The sequence below is a fragment of the Geodermatophilus ruber genome (genome assembly GCF_900114385.1).
Classification (GTDB): domain Bacteria; phylum Actinomycetota; class Actinomycetes; order Mycobacteriales; family Geodermatophilaceae; genus Geodermatophilus; species Geodermatophilus ruber.
Window position 1 is genome coordinate 17,572 of record NZ_FOSW01000007.1, and the last position, 26,234, is coordinate 43,805.

Annotated in this window: 22 protein-coding genes and 1 pseudogene; 10 read left to right on the top strand and 13 right to left on the bottom strand. The window is 76.2% G+C overall.

From position 1 onward, the window contains the following. Positions 1 to 45: 45 nt before the first annotated feature. Positions 46 to 621, top strand: coding sequence for a cupin domain-containing protein (locus BMZ50_RS12415; RefSeq protein WP_091324875.1), 576 nt, complete (start codon positions 46 to 48; stop codon positions 619 to 621). Between the two features lie 146 nt (positions 622 to 767). Here BMZ50_RS12415 and BMZ50_RS12420 read toward each other — a convergent pair whose 3' ends face one another. Beyond that, positions 768 to 1,727: an amino acid kinase family protein gene (locus BMZ50_RS12420; RefSeq protein ID WP_091325412.1), complete on the bottom strand. Its 960-nt coding sequence runs from the start codon at positions 1,725 to 1,727 to the stop codon at positions 768 to 770. Positions 1,728 to 1,852: 125 nt separating this feature from the next. Here BMZ50_RS12420 and BMZ50_RS12425 point away from each other — a divergent pair, with 125 nt between their 5' ends. Further along, on the top strand, positions 1,853 to 2,551 hold the full coding sequence (locus tag BMZ50_RS12425) for a hypothetical protein (RefSeq protein ID WP_091324876.1): 699 nt from the start codon (positions 1,853 to 1,855) through the stop codon (positions 2,549 to 2,551). Positions 2,552 to 2,651: 100 nt separating this feature from the next. Here BMZ50_RS12425 and BMZ50_RS12430 read toward each other — a convergent pair whose 3' ends face one another. Genes BMZ50_RS12430 through BMZ50_RS12440 form a run of 3 tightly spaced genes read right to left on the bottom strand, consistent with a single transcriptional unit; the run spans position 2,652 to position 5,059 of the window. After that, on the bottom strand, positions 2,652 to 3,569 hold the full coding sequence (locus BMZ50_RS12430; RefSeq protein WP_091325414.1) for an SMP-30/gluconolactonase/LRE family protein: 918 nt from the start codon (positions 3,567 to 3,569) through the stop codon (positions 2,652 to 2,654). A gap of 52 nt (positions 3,570 to 3,621) precedes the next feature. Continuing rightward, positions 3,622 to 4,443, bottom strand: a complete 822-nt coding sequence (locus BMZ50_RS12435) for a DUF2182 domain-containing protein (RefSeq protein ID WP_245753611.1) — start codon at positions 4,441 to 4,443, stop codon at positions 3,622 to 3,624. Between the two features lie 13 nt (positions 4,444 to 4,456). Further along, entirely contained in the window at positions 4,457 to 5,059 is a 603-nt protein-coding gene (locus BMZ50_RS12440) for a DUF1326 domain-containing protein (RefSeq protein ID WP_091324881.1), read from the bottom strand. A 157-nt stretch (positions 5,060 to 5,216) separates the two neighbouring features. On the opposite strand from BMZ50_RS12440, the gene BMZ50_RS12445 reads away from it, so the two are divergent. From BMZ50_RS12445 to BMZ50_RS12455, 3 genes are all read left to right on the top strand, one after another. Beyond that, positions 5,217 to 5,594 (top strand): DUF2267 domain-containing protein, encoded by a 378-nt coding sequence (locus BMZ50_RS12445; RefSeq protein ID WP_091324883.1) that lies wholly within the window; start codon positions 5,217 to 5,219, stop codon positions 5,592 to 5,594. Between the two features lie 28 nt (positions 5,595 to 5,622). Continuing rightward, on the top strand, positions 5,623 to 6,432 hold the full coding sequence (locus BMZ50_RS12450) for a DUF2267 domain-containing protein (RefSeq protein ID WP_091324885.1): 810 nt from the start codon (positions 5,623 to 5,625) through the stop codon (positions 6,430 to 6,432). Positions 6,433 to 6,591: 159 nt separating this feature from the next. Further along, positions 6,592 to 8,001, top strand: coding sequence for a selenium-binding protein SBP56-related protein (locus BMZ50_RS12455; RefSeq protein WP_091324887.1), 1,410 nt, complete (start codon positions 6,592 to 6,594; stop codon positions 7,999 to 8,001). 11 nt (positions 8,002 to 8,012) lie between these two features. Here BMZ50_RS12455 and BMZ50_RS12460 read toward each other — a convergent pair whose 3' ends face one another. From BMZ50_RS12460 to BMZ50_RS12475, 4 genes are all read right to left on the bottom strand, one after another. After that, on the bottom strand, positions 8,013 to 8,423 hold the full coding sequence (locus BMZ50_RS12460; protein WP_091324894.1) for a DUF6221 family protein: 411 nt from the start codon (positions 8,421 to 8,423) through the stop codon (positions 8,013 to 8,015). Between the two features lie 128 nt (positions 8,424 to 8,551). Then, on the bottom strand, positions 8,552 to 9,730 hold the full coding sequence (locus BMZ50_RS12465; RefSeq protein ID WP_177212765.1) for an MFS transporter: 1,179 nt from the start codon (positions 9,728 to 9,730) through the stop codon (positions 8,552 to 8,554). Between the two features lie 8 nt (positions 9,731 to 9,738). Beyond that, positions 9,739 to 11,562 carry a flavin-containing monooxygenase gene (locus tag BMZ50_RS12470; protein WP_091324899.1) on the bottom strand — a complete coding sequence of 608 codons (1,824 nt, stop codon included), beginning with the start codon at positions 11,560 to 11,562 and terminating at the stop codon, positions 9,739 to 9,741. A 97-nt stretch (positions 11,563 to 11,659) separates the two neighbouring features. Beyond that, on the bottom strand, positions 11,660 to 12,100 hold the full coding sequence (locus BMZ50_RS12475; RefSeq protein WP_091324901.1) for an NAD(P)H-dependent oxidoreductase: 441 nt from the start codon (positions 12,098 to 12,100) through the stop codon (positions 11,660 to 11,662). Between the two features lie 126 nt (positions 12,101 to 12,226). Between BMZ50_RS12475 and BMZ50_RS23710 the strand changes: the two genes are divergently transcribed. Further along, positions 12,227 to 12,412 (top strand): hypothetical protein, encoded by a 186-nt coding sequence (locus BMZ50_RS23710; RefSeq protein WP_143087164.1) that lies wholly within the window; start codon positions 12,227 to 12,229, stop codon positions 12,410 to 12,412. Positions 12,413 to 12,502: 90 nt separating this feature from the next. On the opposite strand, the gene BMZ50_RS12485 is transcribed toward BMZ50_RS23710, so the two are convergent. Both BMZ50_RS12485 and BMZ50_RS12490 read right to left on the bottom strand, forming a co-directional pair. Then, positions 12,503 to 15,214, bottom strand: coding sequence for a S8 family serine peptidase (locus tag BMZ50_RS12485; protein ID WP_091324905.1), 2,712 nt, complete (start codon positions 15,212 to 15,214; stop codon positions 12,503 to 12,505). Positions 15,215 to 15,325: 111 nt separating this feature from the next. Further along, entirely contained in the window at positions 15,326 to 15,553 is a 228-nt protein-coding gene (locus BMZ50_RS12490) for a hypothetical protein (protein ID WP_177212766.1), read from the bottom strand. A gap of 160 nt (positions 15,554 to 15,713) precedes the next feature. Between BMZ50_RS12490 and BMZ50_RS12495 the strand changes: the two genes are divergently transcribed. Continuing rightward, the gene (locus BMZ50_RS12495; RefSeq protein WP_091324907.1) at positions 15,714 to 16,442 is read left to right on the top strand and encodes a hypothetical protein; all 729 of its coding nucleotides are present in this window, start codon (positions 15,714 to 15,716) and stop codon (positions 16,440 to 16,442) included. A 9-nt stretch (positions 16,443 to 16,451) separates the two neighbouring features. Here the strand turns inward: BMZ50_RS12495 and BMZ50_RS12500 are convergent, their stop codons facing one another. After that, positions 16,452 to 17,726, bottom strand: a complete 1,275-nt coding sequence (locus BMZ50_RS12500; RefSeq protein ID WP_091324910.1) for an FAD-dependent oxidoreductase — start codon at positions 17,724 to 17,726, stop codon at positions 16,452 to 16,454. 211 nt (positions 17,727 to 17,937) lie between these two features. Here BMZ50_RS12500 and BMZ50_RS12505 point away from each other — a divergent pair, with 211 nt between their 5' ends. Both BMZ50_RS12505 and BMZ50_RS24770 read left to right on the top strand, forming a co-directional pair. Then, positions 17,938 to 19,233 carry a hydroxyacid-oxoacid transhydrogenase gene (locus tag BMZ50_RS12505; RefSeq protein ID WP_091324912.1) on the top strand — a complete coding sequence of 432 codons (1,296 nt, stop codon included), beginning with the start codon at positions 17,938 to 17,940 and terminating at the stop codon, positions 19,231 to 19,233. A 179-nt stretch (positions 19,234 to 19,412) separates the two neighbouring features. After that, positions 19,413 to 19,829: pseudogene (locus BMZ50_RS24770) on the top strand (aromatic acid exporter family protein); the annotation flags it as partial. Positions 19,830 to 20,080: 251 nt separating this feature from the next. Here the strand turns inward: BMZ50_RS24770 and BMZ50_RS12515 are convergent. Together BMZ50_RS12515 and BMZ50_RS12520 are read right to left on the bottom strand one after the other, a co-directional pair. Continuing rightward, positions 20,081 to 25,009 carry a cation-translocating P-type ATPase gene (locus BMZ50_RS12515; RefSeq protein WP_091324918.1) on the bottom strand — a complete coding sequence of 1,643 codons (4,929 nt, stop codon included), beginning with the start codon at positions 25,007 to 25,009 and terminating at the stop codon, positions 20,081 to 20,083. Positions 25,010 to 25,087: 78 nt separating this feature from the next. Next, complete coding sequence (locus BMZ50_RS12520; RefSeq protein ID WP_245753612.1) at positions 25,088 to 25,804, bottom strand: CPBP family intramembrane glutamic endopeptidase; 717 nt, start codon at positions 25,802 to 25,804, stop codon at positions 25,088 to 25,090. 260 nt (positions 25,805 to 26,064) lie between these two features. On the opposite strand from BMZ50_RS12520, the gene BMZ50_RS12525 reads away from it, so the two are divergent. Beyond that, on the top strand, positions 26,065 to 26,234 hold a 170-nt coding region (locus BMZ50_RS12525; protein ID WP_091324920.1), incomplete at its 3' end, for a cold-shock protein.

Here is a 26,234-nt window from a genome sequence, read left to right on the forward strand (position 1 = left end):
GTGACGTCAAGGGGCCCGACGACGGCCGCGCGCGAAGGGCGAGAGATGACCGAGGACCTCACCCGCATCGTCTCGGGGATCGGCCCCAAGCTGCGCGCGCTGCGCAAGCAGGCCGGTCTGTCCCTCCAGCAGCTGGCCACCCGATCCGACGTCTCCGCCGCCGCGATCCACAAGATCGAGCAGAGCGGCATGGTCCCGACGATCACCACCCTGCTCAAACTCGCCGGGGCGCTCGGCCGCCCGGTGGCCTACTTCGTCGACGAGGAGGGGGTGCCCGCCGACCCGACGGTGTTCATCCGCGACGGCGAGCAGCGGCCGATCCTCACCTCGCACACCGGCATCGACCTGGCCGGGATCAGCGGCGCCTACGGGCGGTTCTTCCTGGCCGGTGCGCGGGCCACCGTCGTCCCCGGCGCCAGCAGCGGTGAGCGGGCGATGGAGCACCCCGGCGAGGAGCTGGTGTACCTGCTCGAGGGCGAGCTGGAGTTCGACGTCAACGGGCAGAGCTACTGCCTGCGCCCCGGCGACTCGCTGCACTTCCGCACCGTGCAGCCGCACTTCTGGCGCAACCCCGGCAGCGCCGATGCCGTCGCCCTCTGGATGGCCTTGCGCCCGCAGTAGAAGGACCCCGCTGCTCCCCACCGCTCGCACGCTCGCGGTGGGCCCCTGCAGCGGGGCCGTTCCATGGCCTCACCAGGCCGGGGCGCGGTCGAGCGCGGGGTAGACCGTCAGGTGGGTGGCGCGGTGCACCCGCAGGCCGCGGACGGTCATGGCACGTTCACCACCGGGACCGGGAAGCGCTCGATCTGGGTGCCCGCGCCGGGCACGCCCTCGGCGGCGGCCCGCAGCAGCCGCGCGGAGGTGATGATGGCGCGGTGCCCGCCGTCGCGCACGAAGGCCAGGGCCGCGGTGATCTTCGGCCCCATGCTGCCGGGCGGGAACTGCCCGGCGGCCAGGTGCTCCGCGGCCTGCTCGGGGTCGAGCCGGTGCACCGGCCGCTGCCGGGGGGTGCCGTGGTCGAGCAGCACGCAGTCGACGCCGGTGAGCAGGTAGAGCTCGTCGGCGCGCACCGCGGTGGCCATCGCGGCGGCGGCGAGGTCCTTGTCGACGACCGCGTCCAGCGGCGCCATCGACCCGCCGTCCACGGCGATCCCTCCCCCGCCCGCGGCGAGCACGACGGCGCCGGCGGCGAGCAGCATGCGGACGGCGGAGAGCTCGACGATGCCGGTCGGCCGCGGCGAGGGCACCACCCGGCGCCACCCGCGGCCGGCGTCCTCGGCCACCGTCCAGCCGCGCTCGCGGGCCAGCGCCCCGGCCGCCGTCCGGTCGAGGAACGGGCCGATGGGCTTGGTGGGGTGGGTGAAGGCCGGGTCGGCGGGGTCGACGGCGACGTGCGTGACGACGCAGACGGCCAGCCCGGCGCCGCACTCCGCGTCGATCGCCCGGACCAGGACGCCGCCGAGCTGGGCCTGGGTCATCGCGGAGAGCTGGTGCAGCGGCTGCGCCGGCACGGTGGTGGCCGCCTCCTGCTGCAGCGCCAGGTTGCCGACCTGCGGGCCGTTGCCGTGCACGACGGCGACCCGCCGGCCGGCCCGCACCAGCCCCGCCAGGGCCGCGGCCATGTCCGCCGCGTTCGCCGCGATCTCCTCGGCGGTGCCGCGCTGGTCGGGCCGGGTGAGGGCGTTGCCCCCGACGGCGACGACAGCGGTGCCCGCTCGCGGCTGCATCACGGCCGGTCCGCTCCGCGCCCGGCAGGCCCCGGCCGGTCCCGCTCCGCGCCGGGCCCCACCGGGCCGCGTCGGATAGGAGACGGCATGTTGATGATGGTTTACCGCCTGCCCGGAGGAGCGCAATGAGCACCGACGCCGTCCCGCCGGATCCCTTCGCCGGGCCGGCTCCGGGTGCGCCGGACCCCGACGACGGCCCGGTGCCCACCCTGCTGGCCGCCTCCTGGGAGCAGGCCGAGGCCCGGCTCTACCCGGTCGTCCTGGAGCAGACGGAGGTCTACCAGCGGATCGTCCGGCTGGTCCGCGCGACCGCCGACCGCCTGCGGCTGCTCGGCCCCGGCACGAGCGCCCTGGTCGCGGCGGCCGAGCGGGGGCCGGAGCTGGTCGCCGCCGCCGTCGACGACAGCGGCGTCCCGGCGGCGGGTCTGGACCTGGAGCTGCTCGCCCGCGCCGCGCTGGCGCTGCGCTACCGCGAGCTGCGCGGCGAGCAGGCCGCGCGGCGGCGGCTGCGCCGGCTCGGGGAGGGCCGCACCGCGGGCGCCGCCTGGGTGGTGGTGGAGGAGGCCGGCGACCCCGCGGGCGACCCGTTCCGCCCCTACTCCCGGCTCGAGGTGGCGTCCGCGAGCGGCCGGGGCGTGCTGGTCACGACCGCGCCCGACGACGCCTACCGCGCCGTCACCCACGCCGTCCGGCGGGTGCTCCTCGACCTCGGCACCGGCGAGGTCGAGGAGGACCCCGACGAGCCCGACGCGCTCCCCTGCGCCGACGCCGACGCGCGCGAGGCCACCGCCGCTGCTCTCCGGAGCCGGATCGCCAGCTTCTGACACGGGCCCCCGCCGGTCAGGTGGGCGCCGGCGTCGCCGAGGCCCCGCTGGGCTGCTTCCGCGCCGCCCTGCTCGACCTGGACGCGCGCCTGGCCGGCGGCTAGACCTCTCTCAGGTCACGCAGCGGGCCCCGATAGGGCGAGGAGGCCCGGCCCAGGACGTCGGGGATGCGGGCGGTGAACAGCCGGCCGGCGTCGGGCTGCTGCGCCCGCTGGTCGTCGGAGAGCCCCTCGGCGGCCGTGGTCACGACCAGGGTGTCCAGCAGAGGGCCGGCGAAGGCGCAGCCGCAGGTCCCGGTCACCGGCACGCGCACGATCTCCTCCAGCCCCCGCCGGGTGCTGTACCGGCGCACCTCCCCGGCGCCCTCCAGGGCGATCCAGAGATGACCCTCCCGGTCCACCGCCAGGCCGGCCGGGGTGCCGGGCTCGTCGTCGGCGAACTCGAGCAGCACCCGCGGCTCGCCCAGCGTGCCGAGGTCCACGTCGTAGTCGAAGGCGGTGACCGTGCGCGCGCCGGAGTCGGCGAGGTAGAGGACGTCGTCCTGCGGTGACCAGGCGATCCCGCTGCTGGCCGTCAGCCCGGTGAGGGCGACGCTGATCAGCCCGTCGAGGTCCACCCGGTACAGGGAGCCCGTCCCCGGCTCCCCCTGCAGGCCCGTCGTGCCGGCGAAGAACCGGCCGGCCCGGTCGCAGGCACCGTCGGTCATCCGGGTCCGCCCGGCGCCCTCCCCGGACAGGTCCAGCAGGAAGGTCACCTGCCCGTCCGGAGCCAGGTAGCGGAACCCGCCGCTGGTGGCCAGCAGCCAGCCGGGGCCCGTCGTGGGGGTGACCGCGGCCACCGGCTCGCCGACCGGCCGCATCGCCTGGTCGCCCACCGCGCCCGCCGGGTCGACCCGCGCCCAGCGCACCTGGCCGGCCGCGGAGTCCACCCAGAGCAGCTCGCCGTTCCCGTCGTCCCAGACCGGTCCCTCCCCGCGCCGGGAGGGGCGGACCGGCGCCGGCTGGGCATCGAGATGCATCACAGAGCGGTTCTGCCCACCGCGCGGGACCGTCACACGACCGGCGGCGGCCTCACCGCGCCCCCATCGGGGTCATCCCGCCCATTCCCCCGTCCCCGGGGACGGTGAGGGCGGGGACGGCGTCGGGGACGGCGAGCAGCAGCACGCCGAGGACGAACAGGAACGCCGCCGTCCCCCAGGTGGCCACCCGGCGCCACGGCAGGGTCTTCTCCACGGCGATCAGCCCCGCGACGACGGCCATCCAGGCGACGCTCATGACGCCCAGCGCGAAGAGCGAGGCCATCAGCGCCCAGCAGCAGCCCACGCACCAGGCGCCGTTGTTCGCACCCATCCGGAGCGCGCCCCAGCGGCCGTCGCGCCACGCCCCCAGCAGGAAGCCGAGCGGGCTGCGGCACTTGCCCAGGCAGACGTCCTTGAGGGGGGTCAGCTCGTAGACCGCGGCGACCAGGAGCGTGACACCGGCGGCCCAGCGGCCCGCGCGGTCCCACGCCAGCGCCCCGCCGGAGATCCGGGCCGCGACCGCCGCGAGCACGAATGCGCCCACCCCGGCGGCGGTCCAGGTGAGCAGGTACCCCGCCGCGAACAGCAGCGGCGACAGCGGTGAGCGCTGCCGGGTCATCCGGGAGTACAGCGCGATCGTCGGCGACACCGACGGGAACATCATCGCGGCCATCATCACGACCCACACGCCGAGGAACCAGCCCAGCGAGCCCAGCGCGGTCCACGGACCGGTGTCCATGCCGCGCATCCGGTCGACCGTCCACCACCACCCGAGGGCGGCGAGGGCGAACAGCAGCGCGACCAGCCCCAGCCGGACGCGGGCCGCGGCGAACGCCGGGGCGAGGCTCTCGCCGGGGCGGAGTCGCTGCTGCACCGAGGCGCTCCGGTCAGCCCGACCAGGAGAACTCGGCGGTCGACAGGCCGGTCTTCCCCTCGTAGCGGATGCCGAAGGCATCGATCCGGGAGCGTCGCGCCTCGGCCATCGTGAGGTCCGGCGCGACCGGGTGGAACATGCCGTCGAACCGGACCGGCCGGCCGTCCTCCTTCCCGAACGGCACGATGTCCTCGACCTCGAAGTCGATGACGTCCCCGACGCGGACGCTGTGCCGCAGCCCGTCGTCCCGGACCTCGATCGCCGCCCGCTCGACCCCGACCACCTCGCCGACGAGCGGCGCGAGTGCGGCCATCGGGCCGCCGAGCTGCCCGCCGAAGACCTGGACCAGCTTGTCCAACTGCTCCTCGCTCGCCTGGTCGTCGACGAAGACCCCAAGCCGCCAGTTCCCCTCGGTCATCACCTTCGGGGTGTCCGCGATCAGCGCCACCCGGCGGCCGCCGATGTCGGTGCCGTCCACCTCGCCGGTGCGGATGCTGAACACCAGGGTGACCCGGCAGAAGTCGTACGTGGCGCCGTGGTCCAGGCTGAGGTTGCACGGGCACATCAGCTCGCACGAGCAGGTCTCGACGTAGCTGCCCCTGAGGTTCCACGCCATCGAAGGCTCCCTCCGCGGGCCGCCAGTGTCCAACCGGCGGCGGAGAGCGGTCAACCGCCTCGGCATCGGCGGATCGACCGATGCGCACGGCCGCCGGGCGGCCCTAGCGTCGACAGACGCCGACGACGGCGTCGCGAGCGGCTCGGAGGGCGCAGCGTTGGACTACCAGACGTTCACCAGGACCGCGGCCCAGCGGGCCGGCGTGCCCGAGGAGATGGCCGAGCGGATCGAACACGCCACGCTCGAGGTCCTCGCCGACCGGATCAGCGGCGGTGAAGCGGAGGACCTGGCCGCCCAGCTGCCGGCAGAGCTCAAGGAGTGGCTGCGCCCCCCGCGGGAGGAGGCCGAGGCGTTCGACGTCGACGAGTTCGTGCGTCGCGTCGCGGCCCGGGGTCACGTGGACCCCGCCGAGGCCCGGACCGGCGCCGCCGCCGTTCTGCTCACGGTGCGCGAGGCGGTCACCCCCGGGGAGTTCGACGACGTCCTGTCCCAGCTGCCGCAGGAGTACCGGGAGCTGGTCGGCCCCTGGGCCTGAGGACACCGAGCGGGACGGAGACCCTGCCGTGCACGCCTTCGATCGCTTCATCACCGCCGTCCAGCTGGGGGCAGACCTGGACCGGGGATCGGCCGAGCGGGTTGCGCAGGCCGTGCTCACCACGCTGAGCGAGCGCCTCTCGGGCGGTCAGGCCGACGACCTGGCCCAGCAGCTCAAACCCCCGGACGGCTTCCTGCCCGGCACGGCCACCCTGCGCAACCGGCAGGCGGAGTCCTTCGAGCTCGACGAGTTCCTGCGTCGCGTCGCCGGGCGGGAGCAGGCCGACGAGGACGCCGCCCGCGCGCACACCACCGTCGTCCTGCACGCGCTGCGGCTGGTCGTCCCGTCCACGGAGGTCGAGGACGCGGTCGCCCAGCTGCCGGCGGACTTCGCCGGGCTCCTGTCGTCGCCCTGGCGTTCCCAGCGCCCGGTGAGCGCGGGCCGGGACCTGGTGCAGCTCGTCACCGCCCGCGGCGGGCCGGACGGCCAGGAGGCGCGGCGGGTCACCGAGGGTGTGCTCGAGGTGCTCGCCGAGCGGTTGCCCGACAGGGAGGTCGGCGCCCTGGCGCAGCAGCTGCCCGACGACCTGCGCCCCGCCCTCGAGCGCGGCCGCGCCGCGCGCACCGCACCCCGCCGGCTCACCGCCGAAGCGTTCCTCGAGGTGCTCGCCGAACGCCTGCAGACCGATCCGCTGCAGGCCCGTGAGCACGCCCGGGCGGTGCTGTCGGCGCTGGTGGAGGTCGTCGACGACGCGCTCCTGGCCGGCCTGCTGACCGAGCTGCCCGACGACTACGCGGATCTGCTCGTCCCCCGGCGCTCACCGGCCGGCTCCGGCTGACCGCACGGACCCGGCACCTCTTCCCCCCACCCCGGCACCGCGGGAGCATGACCGCGCCCACCGGGCGTCGAGCCGGGGCGGTTCGGGGTGCCGGGCGCGTCGCCCGCACGGATCCAGGCGGTACGGAGTTCCGCCGACCGGTTCGCTCGAGGTAGACCGATGAGCAGCACCGACCCGACGTTCTACCGCAGCCCGGCCGAGGCGATCGCGGCCCCCACCGAGCGCCTCGCCTACGTGGCCGCGTTCGACCGCGCCGGTGTGCTCCCCGACGCGCTCGCGGTCGTCGACGTCGACGAGGACTCCGACACCTACGGGACCGTCGTGGGCTGGACCGGCCTCCCCACCACCGGTGACGAGCTGCACCGCTTCGGGTGGAACGCCTGCTCCAGCGCGCTCATGCACGAGGGCCACGACATGGGCGGCGCCGGCCTGCAGCGCCGGTTCCTGCTGCTGCCCGGGATCCGCAGCTCGCGCATCCACGTCTACGACACCCAGCCCGACCCGCGCTCCCCGCGGCTGCACAAGACCATCGACCCCGAGGAGCTGGCGGCGCGGGCCGGCTACTCCCGGCCGCACACCCTGCACTGCGGGCCGGACGGCGTCTTCCTCACCTGCCTGGGCGGGGCCGACGGCAACGACGGGCCCGGTGGCGTCGCGCTGCTCGACCACACCACGTTCGACGTCCTCCGGGCGTGGGAGACCGAACGGGGGCCGCAGTACCTGGCCTATGACGCCTGGTGGCACCTCAACCAGAACGTCCTCGTCTCCAGCGAGTGGGGCACGCCCTCGATGATCGAGGACGGCCTGGTGCCCGAGCTGCTGCTCGGGCAGGAGTACGGCCACCGGCTGCACTTCTGGAGTCTCACGGACGGCCGCCACCTGCAGGCGGTGGACCTCGGCCCCCAGCACCAGATGGTCCTGAAGTTGCACCCCGCGCACGACCCCGAGGCGACGTGGGGGTTCGCCGGCGTCGTCGTCGACACGACCGATCTCTCCTCCTCGGTGTGGCGCTGGCACCGGGACGGGGCGGAGTGGCGGGCCGACAAGGTCATCACGATCCCCGCCGAGCCGGCTGATCCGGCCGACCTCCCCCCGGCGCTGCAGCCCTTCGGCGCCGTCCCTCCGCTCATCACCGACATCGACCTCTCGGTCGACGACCGGATGCTCTACGTGTCCTGCTGGGGAACCGGCGAGCTCAAGCAGTTCGACGTGACCGACCCGGCAGCCCCCCGCGAGGTCGGCTCGGTCCGGCTCGGCGGGGTCGTGCGCCGCACGCCCCACCCGGCCGCGCCGTCGGAGCCGCTGTCCGGCGGCCCGCAGATGGTGGAGGTCAGCCGCGACGGGCGGCGCGTCTACATCACCAACTCGATGTACGGCGCGTGGGACGACCAGTTCTACCCCGACGGCGTCGGCGCCTGGATGGCCAAGATCGACACCGACCCGGCCACCGGGGGCCTCGACGTGGACGAGCGGTTCTTCCCGCACGGCGAGGACTTCCACGGGCGCCGCGTGCACCAGGTCCGCCTGCAGGGCGGGGACGCCTCCTCGGACTCCTACTGCTCCCGCTGAGCCCTGCCGGCTCAGGGGCGCCACTCCGGCCGGTAGTCGTGGTGGCCGGCGTACGGCAGCGCGAGCAGGGCCAGGGTGAGCGCCGCCAGCTGGTGCTGGTCACGGGGAGCGAGGAAGAAGTCGGCCAGGCCGCGGGGACGGGCCCCGAGGAAGGTCATGTCCGGCCGGGAGTCGCGGCAGGCCAGCGCCAGCCGCCGCTTGGCGGAGCACTCGGCCAGCAGGCGGGCCGGATCCTGCCGCGCGACGTGCTCGGCCACCCCGCGCGGCTCCGGTCCGAAGGGAACGTCGGCGGTGGTCCACGCCTCCCGGCCGCTGGCCGCGGCCGCCTCGGCGGCGATCCGCTTGTCCTCGGCGATGCGGGCGAGCACGAACTCGTCGAGGTTGGGCAGCAGGTCCGGCTCCAGTCCCGACTCTCCGTCCATGCCGGCCATCCTGCCGCCTGGCGTCGACCCGCGGATGACGGCGGACATCGAGGTCGATCGAACGCGCGCCCCACGAGGCCCCTCCGGGAACCGCGCCGTCCACCCCGCCCCGCCCGGCCGGCCCCGGCTCAGGAGGCAGCCGCCGCCGGCGTGCGGGACGCCGGCCGGCGCAGGAGCAGCAGACCCGCGGCCGCGGGCAGCAGGGGCACCGCGGCCAGCCCCAGGAGCACCGGCCGGTCCCCGGCGACGGCGAGGAGCGAGCCCCCGGCGACGGGGGCCAGCAGCCCGGCCAGCCCCCAGCCGGTGAACACCCGGCCGTAGGCGGTCGCGAAGGCATCGGGGCCGGCCCGGTCCCCGGTGGCCGCGGGCACCAGCGACGAGACGGCGCCGTAGGCGACCCCGGTGCCCAGGAAGCCGGCGAGGACGACCGGTGGTGCCGTCGGGCCGGCCAGCAGGCCGACCGAGACCGCGGCGGCGGCCAGCGCCGCGGCCAGCGCGGGCACCCGGCCGATCCGGTCCGACCACCACCCGGCGACCAGCCGCCCGGTCAGGTTCCCGGCGGCCAGCGCCGAGACGGCCAGCCCGGCCGCCTGCGGGCCCAACTGCCGGTCGGCGGCCAGGGGGACGGCGTGCGCGAACAGCAGCAGGCCGGGTGCGGTGCCGCCGGCGAAGACCAGCCACAGCGGGGACACGACCCGGCGCGGTACGCCGGCAGCCCGGCCCGGGCGGCCGTCCGGGTGCGCTGTCCCCGCGGGGGCCAGGCGGGCGGCCGCGGCCAGGAGCGCGGCCACCACCACCGCCAGGACGGCCAGGCAGGTCCGCCAACCGACAGCCCGCAGCGCCGACGGCGCGACCAGCCCGAGCAGCACGGGGCCGGCGGCGTAGGCGGCCACCACGACGCCGGTCGCCGTCCCGCGCCGGGCCGCCGGCACCCGGGCGGCGAGCCCCACGGCGACCCCGTAGGCCAGCCCACCGCCGGCCCCGAAGAGCAGTGCGACACCGCTCCACAGGGCCACCGGCCCCCGCACCACCGCGGCGAGCAGCAGGCCCCCACCACCGAGCACGGCGGCGATGACGAGCAGCCGGCGGGGTCCGACCCGCCGCTGGGCGGGCCCGGCGACCAGCACGGCCCCCGCGAGGACGACGATCGCCGTGGCGAAGACCCCGGCCGCGGCGGAGCCGGACATCCCCACGCCGGCCGCCGCGTCCTGGGCGACGAGGCTCCAGCCGAACAGCGTGCCGGCCGCGAGGTTCGCCACGGTCGCGGCGAGGACGAGGCGGGACGGGCCCGCCGTCCGGGCGGTCACGGCGCTGCTCAGCTGCGGTGGTGCACCTCCTGCAGGGCGTGGACGGGCGTCGGGATCCCCTCGTACCGGGCCTTGAGCTGCAGGGCCAGGTAGAGCGAGTAGTGCCGCGACTGGTGCAGGTTGCCGCCGTGGAACCACAGCCCCTCCTGCTGGGTGGGCTTCCACATGTTCCGCTGCTCGCCCTCCCACGGGCCCGGGTCCTTGGTGGTGTCCGAGCCCAGCCCCCACACCTTCCCGACCGTGTCAGCGACCTCCTGGCTGATCAGGTCCGCGGCCCACCCGTTCATCGAGCCGTAGCCGGTGGCGTAGACGACGAGGTCGGCCGGCAGTTCCGTGCCGTCGGCCAGGACGACGGAGTCCTCGGTGAGCCGGACGACCTGCCCGTGCACCAGCTTCACGTCGCCGTCGGCCACCAGGTCGGCGGCACCGACGTCGATGTAGTAGCCCGAGCCCCGGCGCAGGTACTTCATGAACAGCCCCGAGCCGTCCTCACCCCAGTCGTGCCAGAAGCCGGCCTTCTCCAGCCGCTCGTAGAAGTCGGCGTCGCGCTCGGCCATCTGCTCGTACAGCGGGATCTGGAACTCGTGCATGATCCGGTACGGGATCGAGGCGAAGATCAGGTCGGCCTTCTCGGTGGTGACCCCGTTGGCCACGGCCTGCTCGCTGTAGAGCGCGCCGAGCCCGATCTCCATGAGGGTGTCGCTCTTCACGATGTGGGTCGAGGAGCGCTGCACCATCGTGACGTCGGCGTCGTGTTCCCACAGGGCGCCGCAGATGTCGAAGGCGGAGTTGTTGCTGCCGATGACGACGCACCGCTTGCCGGCGTAGGCGTCCGGGCCGGGGTGGGCCGACGAGTGGTGCTGGTCGCCGCGGAAGACGTCCCGCCCGGGGATGTCGGGGATGTTCGGCTTGCCCGACATGCCCGTGGCCAGGACGAGGTGCTTCGGGCGCAGGGTCAGCGCGTCACCCTCGCGCTCGGCCTCGACGGTCCACTCGCCCTTCTCCGGTGAGTAGTGGGCGCTGGTCACCGCCGTGCTCGACCAGTACGGGACCTCCATGGCCTCCACGTACGCCTCGAGCCAGTCGCCCATCTTGTCCTTCGGTGAGAACACCGGCCAGGTGTCCGGGAACTTGAGGTACGGCAGGTGGTCGTACCAGACCGGGTCGTGCAGGCAGAGGGACTTGTAGCGGCCCCGCCACTGGTCGCCGGGACGCGGATGCTTGTCGACGACGAGCGCCGGCACGCCCAGCTGCCGCAGCCGCGCGCCCAGCGCGATGCCGCCCTGCCCACCGCCGACGACCAGCACGTACGGCTGCTGCGAGATGCCGAGCTCGGCGCGCTCCTTCTCCCGCCGCTCCAGCCAGGTCAGCCGCTCCCTGTTCACCCCGTGCTCGGCGCCCATCGGCCGCCGCGGGCCGTGCGGTTCCTCGTGGCCGGTGAGCTCGTACAGCGTGGTGAGGAACGTCCATGCCTTCGTCGCACCGCCCTCCTCGACCAGCCGGGCCAGGCCGCGACCGCGGCCGGCGGCGGTCGCGAAGGCGAACCAGACGGTGAGGACGCCGTCGGCCTCCTCGGGCGGTTCCTCGACGGTGAACCCGCTCGGGTCGGTGCACTCGAGGGTCGCGGTGAGCAGGTCGGCCACCCCGGCCGGGTTCTCGACGGTGGTGATGTTCCAGGTGAAGGAGACGAGGTCGCGCCAGAAGCTGGTGGCGGCGAACATCCCGGCCGCCCGCTCGACGTCGCGGGTGCGCAGCGCCTCCTCGAAACCGGCCAGCCAGGTCTCCGCCCGCAGCGCCGAGGTCAGCGGGGGCGAGTCCAGGGTCTGCGTCATGCGGTGTCCTCTCAGCGGCCACGGGGGTAGGTCATGTGAGGGAGAGCACACCGCACAACGGCCGGCCGGGGAAGCGATGCCGCGCCGGGAAGACCCCCTACAGCTGCACCGCCACCGTCGCCGCCAGCTCGCGGCACGCCTCGAGGTCGGCCGGGCCCGGCGGACCGGTGAGGCTCAGCGGCGCGGCGACCTGCTTCCAGCGCAGCGCCCCGGTGATGCGCGCGATGGCAGCCAGCGCCCCGGCGGTGTCGTCCCCACCGTGCACGTACACCCCGTAGGGCAGACCGACGGTCGCGTCCAGGCACGGGTAGTAGACGGTGTCGAAGAAGTGCTTGAGCGCGCCGGACATGTACCCGATGTTGGCGGGGGTGCCGAGCAGGACGCCGTCGGCGGCCAGCAGGTCGGCGGCACCGGCCGACAGCGCCGGGCGCAGGCAGAGGTCGACGTCGTCGACGAGCGCGGCGCCCTCGCGCACCGCTTCCAGCACCGCCTGCAGGTTCGGCGAGGGCGTGTGGTGGACGACGAGCAGGCGCGGCACCCCGGCATCCTCTCCCGGGGCGGCGCCGGGAGCCTTGTGGCCGGGCGGCCGGCGCGCGCAGCATCGGATGCGCCCGTCCGGTGCCGCCGCCCGCGGCACGAGCCCCTGCCGCAGGGAGTGGTCCGCATGAGGCCCGACCAGCAGAGCCCCGGGGACTACGGCTACGACCTGGTCCACGAGGAGACCGGCCGCACGCCCGCGCCGCCCGACCCGCCCGACCCGCCCGACCGGCAGGCCGGCAGCCCGCGGCACCCGGCGGCCGAGCCGGCCGGCGAGGAGGACCTCGGCTACGACGAGGCCCACGACTTCTGACCGGTTCCCCCTCGCAGAACGGCGCCGGGAACAGCGACGGCCCCGCCGCGCACCGGAACGGTGCGCGGCGGGGCCGGCGGCCGTGCTGGGCTACACCGCCAGGCCGCTGCAGGTGCTCGAGCAGTTCACGCTCCAGATCGCCGAGCCCAGGGACGCGAACCGGGCCGAGTACAGCAGCCGCTCACCGTTCGGGCCGATGACCCCCGAGCGCGGCGTCGCCGGGTTGCTGCCACCACCGGGCTGGTTGCCCGGGGCCGGCGTGGTGCCCGGCCGTTGGCCGCCCGGGTCGCTGCCCGGCTGCTGGTCCCCCGGCATCGGCGTCGTGCCGCTGTCGACCTCGACGTAGGTCAGCCCGGCGGCGAGGACTGCCTCGGTGCCGTCGGGGGCGAACACGTGGACGTCGTAGACGCCGGCCACCCGCGCCGGCGTGGTGAACGTCAGCTGCGTGGCCGAGACGGAGGTGACCGCCGCTCGGGCGGCGTCCCCGACCCGGACCCGCGCACCGGCGGGGATGGCGGTGCCGGTGATGGTGACCTCGGTGCCCCCGGAGGTGGTGACCCGCGTCGGGTCGATCGACGTCAGCCCGAACGTCCCTGTCCCCGGGTAGGTCTTCTCCCCACCGGGCTGCTGCGTGGGCGGTGGCTGCTGGCCGGGGATGGGAGTGGTGTCGCCGGGCTGCTGCTCACCCGGGGTCGGCGTGGTGCCCGGCTGCTGCTCACCGGGAGCCGGGATGGCGCCGGGCTGGGTGCCCGGCTGCTGCTCACCGGGAGCGGGCGTGCGCCCCGGCTGCGAGCCACCGCCCGGCTGGGTGGGGTTGCCCGGCCGCTGCTCACCGGGAGCCGGGATCGCGCCGGGCTGGGTGCCCGGCTGCTGCTCACCGGGAGCGGGCGTGCGCCCCGGCTGCGAGCCACCGCCCGGCTGGGTGGGGTTGCCCGGCTGCGAGTCACCGCCCGGCTGGGTGGGGTTGCCCGGCCGCTGCTCACCGGGAGCGGGCGTGCGCCCCGGCTGCGAGTCACCGCCCGGCCGGGTCGGGTTGCTCGGCTGCGAGCCACCATCCGGCCCGGTCGGGTCGGCGCCCTCGACCCCCACGAGCAGCGGCGCGGCGTACTCCCGGCCCAGCGGCTCCCCGTCGAGGAACAGCTGTGCGGTGAGCACGTACCGGCCCGTCTCCAGCGGCACCGACGGGGACAGCGGCAGCGAGCCCAGCGCATCGCGGTGCCCCAGGTCGAAGGTGACCGAGCCGTCGTCACCGGTGGTGCCGGTGCCCCCGTCGAGGGTCACCGGCACCTCGGTGAGCGCGTACACCTGCCCGTCGTGCTCCATACCCAGGGCGAAGGTCACCGCGTACTCACCGGCGGCAGCCGAGCCGCTGGCCACGATCTGCGCGGTCACGGAGCCCGGCTCGGCCGACATGCCGGTGAAGGCGTACCGGACTCCGACGACGGTGTCGCCGAGCGCGGTCATCGACAGCCGCGCGGAGCTGTTGGCCTTGCCGGCCAGCGACGGCAGCACCTCCGCGTCGCCGACCAGTCTCGCGGCCAGCTCGGCCGCCGTGGCGTCGGGGTACACGTCGCGGTACAGCGCGGCCGCCGCGGCCACCTGGGGCGCGGCGATCGACGTGCCCGAGACCAACGTGTAGGCGCCGCCGGGCACGCCCGTGTAGACCAGGGTGCCGGGGGCGTACAGGTCGACGGTGTTCGCACCCCACGCGCTGCTCGACGAGGGCCTGTCTGCGGCGGTGGTGTTGCCGACCGTCAGCATGCCGGGCACGTTGATGCTGGCCGGGTAGAACTTCTCCGCGTCTCGGTCCCTGCCGTCGTTGCCGGCGGCGGCGACGACCACCGCGCCCTTGCTGACGGCGTACTGGATCGCCTCCCGCAGCATCGTCTCCCCACCGAGCCCGCCCCAGGAGGCGTTGATGACGTCGGCGCCGTGGTCGGCGGCGTACCGGATGGCCTCTGCCCCGAGGTTGAGCCAGACCTCCCTCCCGGCGCCGATGACCAGCGGCATGATCGTCACGTCCGGCGCCACCCCGGCCGAGCCGAGGTCGTTGCGCCGGGCGGCGGCGACGTAGGACACGCTGGTGCCGTGGCTGTTGTCGAGGCCGGCGTTGGTGACGTCCGCGGTGTTCTTGTAGAAGTTCCACCCGTGGCAGTCGCCGGCCTTGCCGTTGCCGTCGACGTCGGTCGACCCGCAGGGCTCATCGGGGTTGGTCCACAGCGCGCCGGCCATGTCCGGGTGCATGTCGAAGCCGGAGTCCACGATCGCGACGACCAGGCCGCGGCCGGTCGAGGCGCCCCAGCCGGAGGGGGCGTCGACGTCGGCACCGGCGACCCCGGTCTGGGAGTAGGAGTTCGACCCGGTGTTGCGCAGATTCCACCCGTAGGCGGCCCAGCCCGGGTCGGTGACGGTCTCGGCGGTCACCTCGCCGGGAACCGCCGGGGTCACGGTGGCGGTGGGCAGGGCAGCGGTGACGGCGGCGGGGGTGATGCCGTCACCGGCGACGAGCGCGGAGCCGTCGTGGAGCCGCTGCGCGCTCTCCACCCCGGGCAGCGCGGACAGCGTCACCACGGCGGTGTCGTCGGCGCCGCCGGGAACGCTGACGACCAGCCGGGTGAGGCCGTCACCGGGGCCGTAGTCACCGGCCTCGGCGATCGCCGGCGCGGGCAGCAGCAGCGTGTCGATGACCGCCGCCCCGCCGAAGCCGACTGCGATCGCCGCGACCGCGGCGACCGCCCTCGTGCGGCGTGGTACGCCCCGGGTGGCCTTGCCGCCCGTGCCAGTTCCTGCCGCTGCACCCATGCGCGTCCCGCCTGTCGGTGAACCCCGCCGATCGCGGGGCTTCCCGGACACATCGACCGGATCCGGGGCGTTCCGGATCGCTGGATCGGATGCTGATGCATGGAACGGTGATCACGCCGCGTGACCGGCGGGGCAGATCAGCCCGGCATCGCCCGCAACGAGACCGAGGCCGACGTCGGCGAGCACCTGCACGTCCTCGGGCCGGCCGAGATCGAGCACGTGCGGGCCGATGAGCACGCCGCCGGCCAGCAGCAGCACGACCTGCGGTACGGGCGCTCGCGGCCACAGCCCGACGACGATCGCGGCCACCAGGGTGTCGATCGCGAGGACGTCGTCCACCCGGCTCTCCCGTCGTCCGCGAGGGCGGGGCCGCGTCGGATGCGGCCCAGCCCCCGCCCGGCGGTCCAGGGCCGTCCCGCCCGGGAAGGGGGTCCGCCCGCATCGACGCCGGCGGCACGATCGGGGCAGCCGACATGCCCGGGAGCGCAGGGGAAGCGGAGTGGACGTCGATCTGGAGTTCGTGCCGCCGCTGGACGGCCGGCGCCTCGCGGTCGCCTGGATGCTGGGTGCGTTCCTCACGACCTTCCTGACCACCCGGTTCGTCACCCGGGCCATCCGGACCGGCCGCGGGCCCTTCCGCGACGCGAGCGTCGGCGGCGTGCACCTGCACCACGAGGTGTACGGCATCTTCCTGATGCTCGGTACCGGGACGGCGGAGTTCACCTACCGCCCCGGGCCGCCCTGGCTCTACGTGCTCGCCGCCGCGTTCGGCGCCGGCGCCGCCCTCACCCTCGACGAGTTCGCCCTGTGGCTGCACCTCCAGGACGTCTACTGGTCCCGGGAGGGGCGCAGCTCGGTCGACGCGGTGCTGATCGCGCTGGTGGTCGGCGGTCTGCTGCTCGTCGGCGCGAACCCGTTCGACGTCGACGAGGGCGCCGGTGAGGCCGACCTCGCGGTCACCGTCGCTGTCAACCTGGCGTTCGCACTCGTCGCCATCCTCAAGGGCCGGGTCGTGCTGGGCGTGATCGGGGTGTTCGTGCCGCTGGTCGCGGCCGTCGTCGCGGTCCGGCTGGCCCGGCCGGCCTCGCCGTGGGCCCGCCGCTGGTACCGGTCCGGTGGGCGCCGCCGGCGCCGATCCCTGGTGCGGTTCCCGCCGGGGCGGCGCACCCGCTGGGACGCGCTGGTCGATCTGTTCGCCGCCGTCCCGCCCCGGGCCGGCGGGAGCTGAGGCCGGCGGTCAGCGCGTCGCAGCCGGTAGGCGACCGCCGCCCCGCGGCCGGTCCGCCCGCGGAGCGGCGTGCTCGGGCAGCACACCGATGCCGACGACCCGCGCCGGGACGCCCTGCAGGGCGGGGTGGCGGTCCAGCAGGCGCAGCAGCCGGGGCGTGCCGACCGGCCCCTCGCCGGCCAGCACCCGGCGGAGGAAGCGGCTCTGGATCAGCCGCTGCACCAGCTGGGTGAGCACGGTCGGGAGCAGCCGGCGGCGCCGCACCCGGGCCAGCGTGCGCGGGGCCACCGCGCCCCGGCGCAGCGGGCCGGCGACGATGCGGGCCGCTGCGACGGCGTCCTGCACGGCCAGGTTGATGCCCACGCCACCGATCGGCGACATGGCGTGCGCGGCGTCCCCGATGAGCAGCAGGCCCGGGCGGTGCCACCGGGGCAGCCGGTCCACCCGCACGCTGAGCACGCGCACGTCGTCCCAGCCGCGCAGGGCCGGCAGCACGGGGCGCAGGCCGGGGACCAGCGCGGCGAGGTCGGCGCGGAACGCCTCCAGCCCGCGAGCCTGCAACGCGTCGTACCCGCCCTTGGGGACGAGGTAGGCGCACTGCCAGTAGTCGCCGCGGTCGAGGCGCACGAGCATCCGCCCGCGGGTGATCCGGCCGAGGCCCCCGAACGGCGGGCCGGCGGCGTCGGCCGCCTTCGGCAGGCGGAACCACAGCACGTCCATCGGCGCGCCGAACGCGTGCGGCGGCAGCCCGGCGGCGGCCCGCAGCGTGGAGTTCCGCCCGTCGGCGGCGACGGTCAGCCGCGCCCGGACCTCGTGCTCGCCGCCGTCGGGGGTCCGGTAGCGGACGCCGGTCACCGCCCCGTCGGCCCGCAGCAGGTCCACCACCTCGGCGTCCATCCGCAGGGCGAAGGCCGGGTACCGGCGCGCCCGGTCGGCGAGGAAGTCCAGGAAGTCCCACTGGGGGACGAAGGTCAGGTACGGGAACCGCCCCGGCAGCCGGGAGAAGTCGGCGACGGCGAAGGTGCCCTCGTCGGTGGTGACCCCGATCCGCGGAACCTCCTGGTGGGGCAGCGCGAGGAACTCCTCGGCCAGCCCCAGCTCGTCGAGCAGTTGCAGCGTCGACGGGTGGACGGTGTCACCGCGGAAGTCCCTCAGGAAGTCGCCGTGCTTCTCCAGCACCAGCACGTCGACGCCGCGGCGGGCCAGGAGCAGGCCGAGCATCATCCCGGCCGGCCCGCCGCCGGCGATGCAGCAGCTCACCTCGGTCGGTCCGGCACCTGTCATCGCGGTCCTCACCGTGGGCCCGGGGGCAGCGGTCCTCCCCTGTCCGACGAACGCCCACTCTGGCGCACTCCCCGCCACGGTGGCGTGCCGTTTGACACGGTCCGACGGCGGGAGCAGGCTCGGCCGGGCCGATCCGGCCGCACCACCCCCGCTCCGCCGACGGCGGCGTGCGGCCCCGGCGTCCGCCCCGCCGCGCGACCGAGGAGCGACGATGACCGCACCGGAGACCGGAGCCCGGACGGAGGAGACGATCTTCACCTGGGGGGCGCCGCCCCTGAAGTTCGGGCCGGGGGCGGTCGACGAGATCGGCTTCGAGATGTCCCAGTACGGCGTGGGACGGGTGCTGATCCTCACCGACGCCAACGTGCACGCCGCCGGCATCCCGCAGCGGATCGCCGACTCGCTGGGCCGGTACGGGATCGGCTCGGAGATCTTCGACGGGGTGCACGTCGAGCCCACCGACGACAGCATGGAGAAGGCGGCCGGGTACGCCCGCGAGCAGGGGCCGTGGGACGGGTTCGTCGCCGTCGGTGGCGGCTCGTCGATCGACACCGCCAAGGCGGTCAACCTGCTGGTCACCGACGGCGGCGAGCTCAGCGACTACCTGAACAAGCCGATCGGTGCCGGACGCCCACCGTCGGGGCAGCTCCGGCCGCTGGTCGCCGTCCCCACCACCGCCGGGACCGGCTCGGAGAGCACCGCGATGTGTGTGCTGGACGTGCTCTCGATGAAGGTCAAGACCGGGATCAGCCACTGGCGGCTGCGCCCGACCCTGGCGGTGGTCGACCCGCTGCTGTCGCTGTCGGTCCCACCGGAGGTCAGCGCCTCGGCCGGGATGGACATCGTCTGCCACGCGCTGGAGTCCTACACCGCCCGCTGGTACCAGACCTTCGACCGGAAGCAGCCCGAGGAGCGGGTGACCTACTGCGGGGCCAACCCGATCTCGGACCTGTGGTGCGAGCGGGCTCTGACCCTGCTGGCGTCGTCCTTCCGCACCGCGGTGCACCGCGGCGAGGACGTCGCCGCGCGCAGCGACATGATGCTGGCGGCGACCTTCGCCGGCATGGGGTTCGGCAACTCCGGGGTGCACATCCCGCACGCCAACGCCTACCCGATCGCCGGCATGGTGAAGGACTACCGGCCGCCGGGCTACCCCCAGGACGAGCCGATGGTGCCGCACGGCATATCGGTGTCGCTGACCGCGCCGGAGGCGTTCCGGTTCTGCTTCGAGTCGGCTCCCGACCGCCACCTGCGCGCCGCGGCGCTGCTGGCCCCCGACCGCGACCGGCTGGACGACCCCCGCGAGCAGCTGCCCACGGTGCTGGTCGAGCTGATGCGCGACATCGGCATCCCCAACGGGATCGGCGCGGTCGGCTACACCGAGGCCGACATCCCCGGCCTGGTGCCCGGGACGATGAAGCAGCAGCGGCTGCTGGCCACCGCGCCGCGGCCGGTCACCGAGGAGGACATCGCCGGCATCCTCGCCGGCTCCCTGCAGAACTGGTGAGCGCTCCCCTCCTGCGCTGACGTTCCGCCGAGGACGCGGTTACCGGGCGTCGCGTCCGGGGCACGGGATCTGTGGCACGGCCCAGACCCCGGCAGGAGGAAGCGATGTCCCCGACCACCCGGTCCGCCGGCCCGAGGACCGTCCGGCCCGGCCGCAGCCACTGGCGCAGCCTGCGCCGGATGTGGGCCCGCCACCCGCGGGTGGGGCTGGCGGTCAAGACCGCGCTGGCTGCCTCGCTGGCGTGGCTGCTGGCCCGGCTGGTCCCGGGCCCGGCGGCCGAGTACCCGTACTACGCGCCGCTGGGCGCGGTGATCGCGACGTCCACGACGCTGGCCGGGTCGGCCCGCGAGGCGGTGCAGTCGCTCACCGCCATCGGTCTGGGCGCCGCCGTCTCCGTGGCGGTCGACGCCGTCTTCGGCCCCAACGTGGTGACCCTGGCCGCGGTGGTCGCCATCGGCGTGCTCCTCGGCGGGTGGCGCCGGCTGGGCAGCGCACGCAGCTGGCTGCCCACCTCGGCGCTGTTCGTGCTGATCATCGGCAACACCGACCCGGACGGCTTCGTGCTGGGGTACGTCGGCCTCACGTTCCTCGGCGCGGTGGTCGGGCTGGCCGTGACCGCGGCGTTCCCGCCGCTCCCCCTGGCGCCGGCGCAGCTGCGGCTGCGGCTGCTGCGCGACACCCTGGCCGGGCAGCTGGACGACCTCGCCGACGGCCTGGGCCAGGAGCACCCGCCCACCGAGGACGAGTGGCGGCAGCGGATCCACACGATCGATCCCGTCCTCGGGCAGATGCGCGAGGCGGTCGAGCAGGCCACCGAGGCCCGCCGCGGCAACCGGCGGGTGCGCCGCTACCGGACCGACGTCGACCAGCAGTACCGCCTGGCGCGGGCCCTGGAGCGGCTGGCGCTCCTGGTCGAGGAGCTCACCCAGCTGATCGCGGAGACCGAGCGCGCGGAGTTCGAGCGCGTGGCGCTCGGCCCGGCGCTGCGCCCGCCGGCCGCCCGGACGCTGACGGCCCTGGCCACGGCGCTGCGGTCGGTCGACCAGGCGTCCGCGGACCCCAGCGCGTTGGCCGAGGGCCAGGACGCCCTCGCCGCGTTCGTCACGGACCTCCGCCGGGCGCGGACCACCACCGACGACGACCTGTTCGTGGCCGGCAACGTGGTCGCGGACGTGCGCCGCGCGCTGGCCGCCATCGCCCCCGACGACGCGAACGAACAATCCCCCTGAGCCGGGTCATCCCCCCAGCCGGTCGGCCACCGCCGGGCCACCTCGGCGCCGGCGGTCGCGGCGGCCGCGCACGCCAGCACGACCAGCCAGGACAGCGGGTCCAGCGGGATGCAGCCGAAGAACCGGCTCACCCCGGGGGTCTGGACGACGCCGGCCAGCACGGCGAGCGACCCGGCCGCGGTGACCAGTACCAGGGGACTGCGGCGCCCGGCCCAGGCGGTCTGGCCCAGCTGGGTGGCGATCAGCGCGGCCAGGCCCATCGTGCCGGCCCGGCCCCGGGGACCGGTGAGCCGCCCGATGCCCCACGCCGCGGTCGCGCCGGCCGCCGTCGCGGCACCGCGGACCAGCACCAGCCGCCGCACCTCCCGGGTGAACCCGCGCCGGGGGCCGGCCCGCAGGGCCTCGGCCAGCCGGTGGCCGGCCAGCGGCCCGTCGTCCTCCGCGGGGACGGCGCCCCGTGGCGCGGCCACGGCGACGGCCATCGCCGGGAACATGTCGGTGAGCAGGTTGACCAGCAGCAGCTGCCGGGTGTTGAGCGGTGCCCGCCCACCGAACGCCGTGCCGAGCACGGTGAAGGCCACCTCGCCGGCGTTGCCGCCGACCAGCACCGAGACCGCGTCGCGCACCCGGGACCACAGGGCGCGGCCCTCGCCGATCGCGTCGACCAGCCGGGTCAGGTCCAGGTCGGTGAGCACCAGGTCGGCGGCGGCCCGCGCGGCGGGCGATTCCGCGCCGGAGACGCCGACACCGACGTCGGCCAGCCGGATCGCCGCGGCGTCGTTCACCCCGTCCCCGGTCATCGCCAGGGTCGCGCCGGCCCGCCGCAGCGCGGCCACCAGCGCCACCTTCTGCTCCGGGGAGAGCCGGGCGAACACCGCCGCCTCCCGGACCAGCCGCGTGCGCTCGCTGTCCGGGGCGCGGGCGAGCTCGGCGCCGGTGACCACCCGGTCGGCGTCGGGCACGCCGGCCTGCCGGGCGATGGCGCTGGCGGTCCCCGGGTGGTCACCGGTCGCCACCACCACGCGGACCCCGGCGGCGGTGAGCTGCTGCACGGCCCGCACCGAGGAGTCCCGCACGGTGTCGGCCAGGCCTACCAGCCCCCGCAGGGTGAGCCCGTGCGCGGCCTCCTCCAGGTTCCCGGGCGGGCCGTCGAGCGGGCGCTCGGCGACCGCGAGCACGCGCAGCCCGTCGCCGGCCAGCTCCCGGACCCGCGCGCGGACGTCCCTGGCCGCCGGGCAGCGCGCCAGCACGACCTCCGGCGCGCCCTTCACCACCAGGCGCCCGCCGCGCACCGCCGCGGAGAAGCCCCGCCCGGCGGCGAACGGCAGGCTGTCCCCCGCCTCCCCGCCGGCGCCCAGGCCGCGTGCCGCCGCGGCCTCCACGACCGCGCGGTCCGTCTCGTGCGCCCGCTCGTCACCGTTGCCGACGCCGGCCGCGGCCAGCCCCAGCAGCCCGTCCTCGCCGGGGTCGTCCGGGCCGAGCGGCAGGAGCCGGACCACCCGCAGCCGGTTCTCGGTGAGCGTCCCGGTCTTGTCGAAGCAGACCGTGTCCACCCGGCCGAGCGCCTCGAGCACCCGGGCGCTGCGAACGACGGCGCCCCGCCCGGACAGCCGCCGGGCGGCGGCCTGCTGCGCCACCGTCGCCACGAGCGGCAGCCCCTCGGGTACCGCGGCCACCGCGACCGCCACGCCGTCCCGGACGGCGGCCCGCAGCGGGCGGCGCCAGAGCACGCCGAGGGCGGTGACCGCGGCGCCGCCGGCGAGGGTCAGCGGCAGCACCTGGCGGGTCAGCTCGCCGAGCCGGGCCTGGACGCCGGCCGGTGGCGCCGCGGCACCGGCCGCCCGCGTGGCCCGGCCCGCCTGGGTGGCGTCCCCCACGGCGACCACGACGGCGCGGCCGCTGCCGGCGACCACGGTGGTGCCCGCGAAGAGCATGCAGCTGCGCTCGGCCACCTCCGCCCCGGGCGTGGCGGCCACGGACTTCCCCACCGCCAGCGACTCCCCGGTGAGGGAGGACTCGTCCACCTCCAGGTCCGCGGCCGCCAGCAGCCGGGCGTCGCAGGCCAGCACGTCGCCCGGCTCGACCTGCACCACGTCACCGATCCGCAGCGCGCTGCCGGGGACGTCCTCGCGGCCGCCGCCATCGGTCTCCCGGTGCACGACGACGTCCTGCTCGAGCAGCAGCGACTCCAGCGCGGTCTCCGCGCGCAGCCGCTGCAGCCCGCCGATCAGCGCGTTGCCGGCGGTCACGCTGCCCACGAGGACGGCGTCGGTCGCCTCGCCGAGGATCGCCGTCGCCGCGGCGCCGGCGGCGAGGACAGGGGTGAGCGGATCAGCGAGCTCGGCGGCGACCGTCCGGGCCAGCCGGGCCGGCACCCGCACTCCCGGATGCGCCCGGACCCGCTGCAGCGGCGCCAGCAGGGACGGTGGACGGCGTGCCGGCTCCCGGGGTAGGTCCGCCAGCCGGCGCAGCACCTCCTCGGCGTCGAGTGCGTGCCACGGGGTGTGCCCGGCCGGCGGCGGGATCGGCCGGGCGTCGACGCGGACGGCCGCCGCGGCGCCGGCCAGCATGGTCACCGCCGTCGCCGTCTTGCCCGGCGTGGTCGCCCGCCGCTGCCCGGCGCGAGGGCTGCCCACCGCGGCGAGCAGGCTCCCCAGCACGTTGCCGGTCAGCGCCGTCGCCACCGACCGCCGGCTCACCGCGCGGGCGTCGGCGGTCCCGGCGACGAGGCGGCAGGCGTCGGCCAGCCCGGGCCGCGTGACCAGGTCGGCAGCCCACGCGGGCGCGCACCCGGCGCGGAGCGGGGCGACGGCGACATCGGCGGCCAGCAGCCCGGCACCGTCCTGCGCGGAGACCAGGAGCACCCCGGAGCCGGCCGCCTGCAACCGGCGCACCGTCCCGACCAGCGGCTCCTCCGGCGGGGCGACCTCGTCGGCGGCTCCGGCGAGCTCGCCGATACCGGCGTGCGCGGTGAGCACGAGGCGGTGGCCGGCGTCGGCGGCGGCGGTCAGCAGCGCCTCGGCGTGCGGGTCCAGCTCGGGGGCGACGGTCACCGAACCGAGCCGCCGCCGCCCCTGGAACAGGCGGTGGACGGCGGCGCCCGGCACGTCCGGCGAGGGCCGGGGCGGGCCCAGGCGCAGCCGCCCGCCGTTCTGCTCCGCGGCCCCGTCCGCCGGGCCGGTGGCCCCCAGCAGCCGGGCGGCCGCCGACCAGACGGCGGCGTCGTCCCACCCCCGGGCCGCCGCGCACGCCGCGATCACGACCGGCGGCCCGGTGCACAGCGCGTCCCCGTCGGCCACGACGACGTCCACCCGGTCCAGCCGCCGGTAGGCCGAGCCGTCCATGGGCAGCACGTCACGGCGGCACATCAGCAGGTCCAGCGCTGCGGCGAACGCCTCCCGTCCCTGGACGGCGGGTTTGGGGGTCAGCACCTTGAGCAGGTCCGCCGACCGGTCGGGGCGGCCGGTCAGCAGCAGGAGACCGACTGCGGCGGCGAGCTCGGTGGGGCCCAGCCTCGCCTCGTAGGTCTCGATCGGCCCCGGGGGCAGCGGGCGGGGGCGCGGTCCCGGCGGCTGCAGCGGCTCCTCGGCGCCCTCGTCCGGCTCACGGCCGCAGAGCTCCCGCTCCCGGCGCCGCCACACCTGCCTCCGGGCCCGCATCTCCACGGCCGCCTGCAGCGCCGCGGCGGCATTGAGCGTGGGCACGGTCGGGCTCTGGGTGAGCGCGTGCAGCAGCGCGCTCGTCCCGGTGAACACCAGGTCGGTGCCGATCGGCCCGATCCGCCGCTCGAGCCCCTCCTTGATCCACTGCTGGGAGTCCAGGAGGGCGACCGCGAGCGTGGCGTGGCGGGTCAGTGCCGGGATCGGCAGCACCTTGGCGGCGTAGGCCACCCCGACGGCGGCGGTGTCGATCGCGGCTTCCACGAGGGCGGCCAGCAGCGGCTCGAGGTCGGCCGGGTGGTCCTGGGTCCGGGGGAACAGCCGGCGCCGGCCGCGGGCCTGCTCGATCGCGGTCACCGCGCCGACGACGTCCTCGGCGGTGATGCGGCGGGCGTCGAAGGCGACGAGCACGCGGCCGACGACGTCGTTGACCGTGGCCCACTCGACGCCCTCCAGCCGCTCGAGGTGGCGGCGCAGGGTGCGGCGGGCATCCGGGGGCTCGCCCTCGGCGGGCGTGCAGAGCTCGATCTGCACGCGCCCCCGATCGACCCACACCCGGCGGGTGTGCCGCGCCAGTGGCGGCTCGACCATGCCCTGAGCGGCGTCCACGAGGTCGTGCAGGTGTCCCTCGGGAAGGGGATCGCCGCCGGTGACCAGCGTGCCGACGGCGCGGGTGCCGGAGACCACCACGGTCCGGGTCAGCGCGAGGGAGTCGCGGGCCAGCGCGGCACCCGCCCCGACCGCGGCCCGCACCGTCCCGCGGGCGGTCCGGGCCGTCTCGCCCAGCAGACCGGCCGCCAGCACGGCCCCTGTCGGTGCCGCGGCGGCGAGCCGGGCGGCGGCGCCCGCGGTGGAGGGCACCGACGTGATCCGGCGGAGCAGGGACATGGCGGTTCCTCGGGCTGGCTCCCCGGACGGTACGCCCGAAGGCGCACCCCGCGGGGTGGTGGGGGGGGAACCGCGGGATCAGCCGGCGCGCCGGGCGGCTGCCGCGGCGAGCGCACCGAGGCAGTTGGTCGCCAGGTGCAGCAGCACCGGGGCGAGCAGGCTGCCGCTGCGCAGCCGCAGCCAGGTGAACACCAGCCCGGCGGCCGCGGTGCCGAGGCAGGCCAGCAGCACCGCCAGAACCCGCGCCGCGCCGTCCCCGGCCAGGTCGTTGGCCGCCAGCGCGCCGAGCGTCGGGCGGACGTGCCAGACGCCGAAGACCGCGGCGGCCAGCCCGGCCGCCGCCGGCAGCGGCAGCACCCGGGCGAGGGCGGCCAGCAGCACGCCGCGGAAGGCCACCTCCTCCCAGACCACCGTGCCGAGCGGGATGCGGACGAGCACCTGGACGGCGAGCGCACCGCCGGGCAGGCCGGCCAGCCGCTCGTCCTCCAGCAGCGGCCGGAGGGAGGGCACGGCGAGGGCCACCGCGTAGCCGGTCGCCACGACGCCCGCGGCCGCACCGCCCCAGCGCGCGCCCGCGGCCCACCGGCGGCGGTCGAGCCCCAGTTCCGCCCACGAGAGGCCGACGGCCCGGGCCGCCGCCAGCAGCAGGGCGGTCGCCGCCAGGTTGACCCCCACGTAGACCGTCGTCGTGCCGGGCAATGCCGGTATCACGAGGTTGTTCCAGCCGGCGAGGACGAGGGCCAGCGAGGCGGCGAACACCGCCTCCCACCGGCGTCCGCGGGGGTGGGCATGCACCCGTGGTGGATGCCCGGTGCGTGCCGGCTCACGCTCGCCGTCGGCGCCGCCACGCGGACCTGGCCGGGCCGGGGTGCGGTGCTGGGGAGCCGGCTCCGGGTGGGGAGCCGGTTCCTGACCCGGTGACCGGCTCGCCGGTGCAGCCTGCGGGGTGGGACCGTGGACGGGTAGGAACCACGGAAGTGCCGGCGGGACGCGGCACCGTGGGTGGAGCTGGCGAGGCAGACGCGCCGGCGCAGCGAGGTTCAGGAGCACAGGAAATGCCGCAGGGCACGGTGAAGTGGTTCGACGCGGAGAAGGGCTTCGGGTTCATCGCCCCCGACGACGGCGGGCGGGACGTGTTCGTGCACTTCAGCGCGATCGACGACCAGGGCGGGTTCCGCACCCTCGACGAGGGCCAGGCCGTGGAGTACGAGGCCAGCCAGGGGCA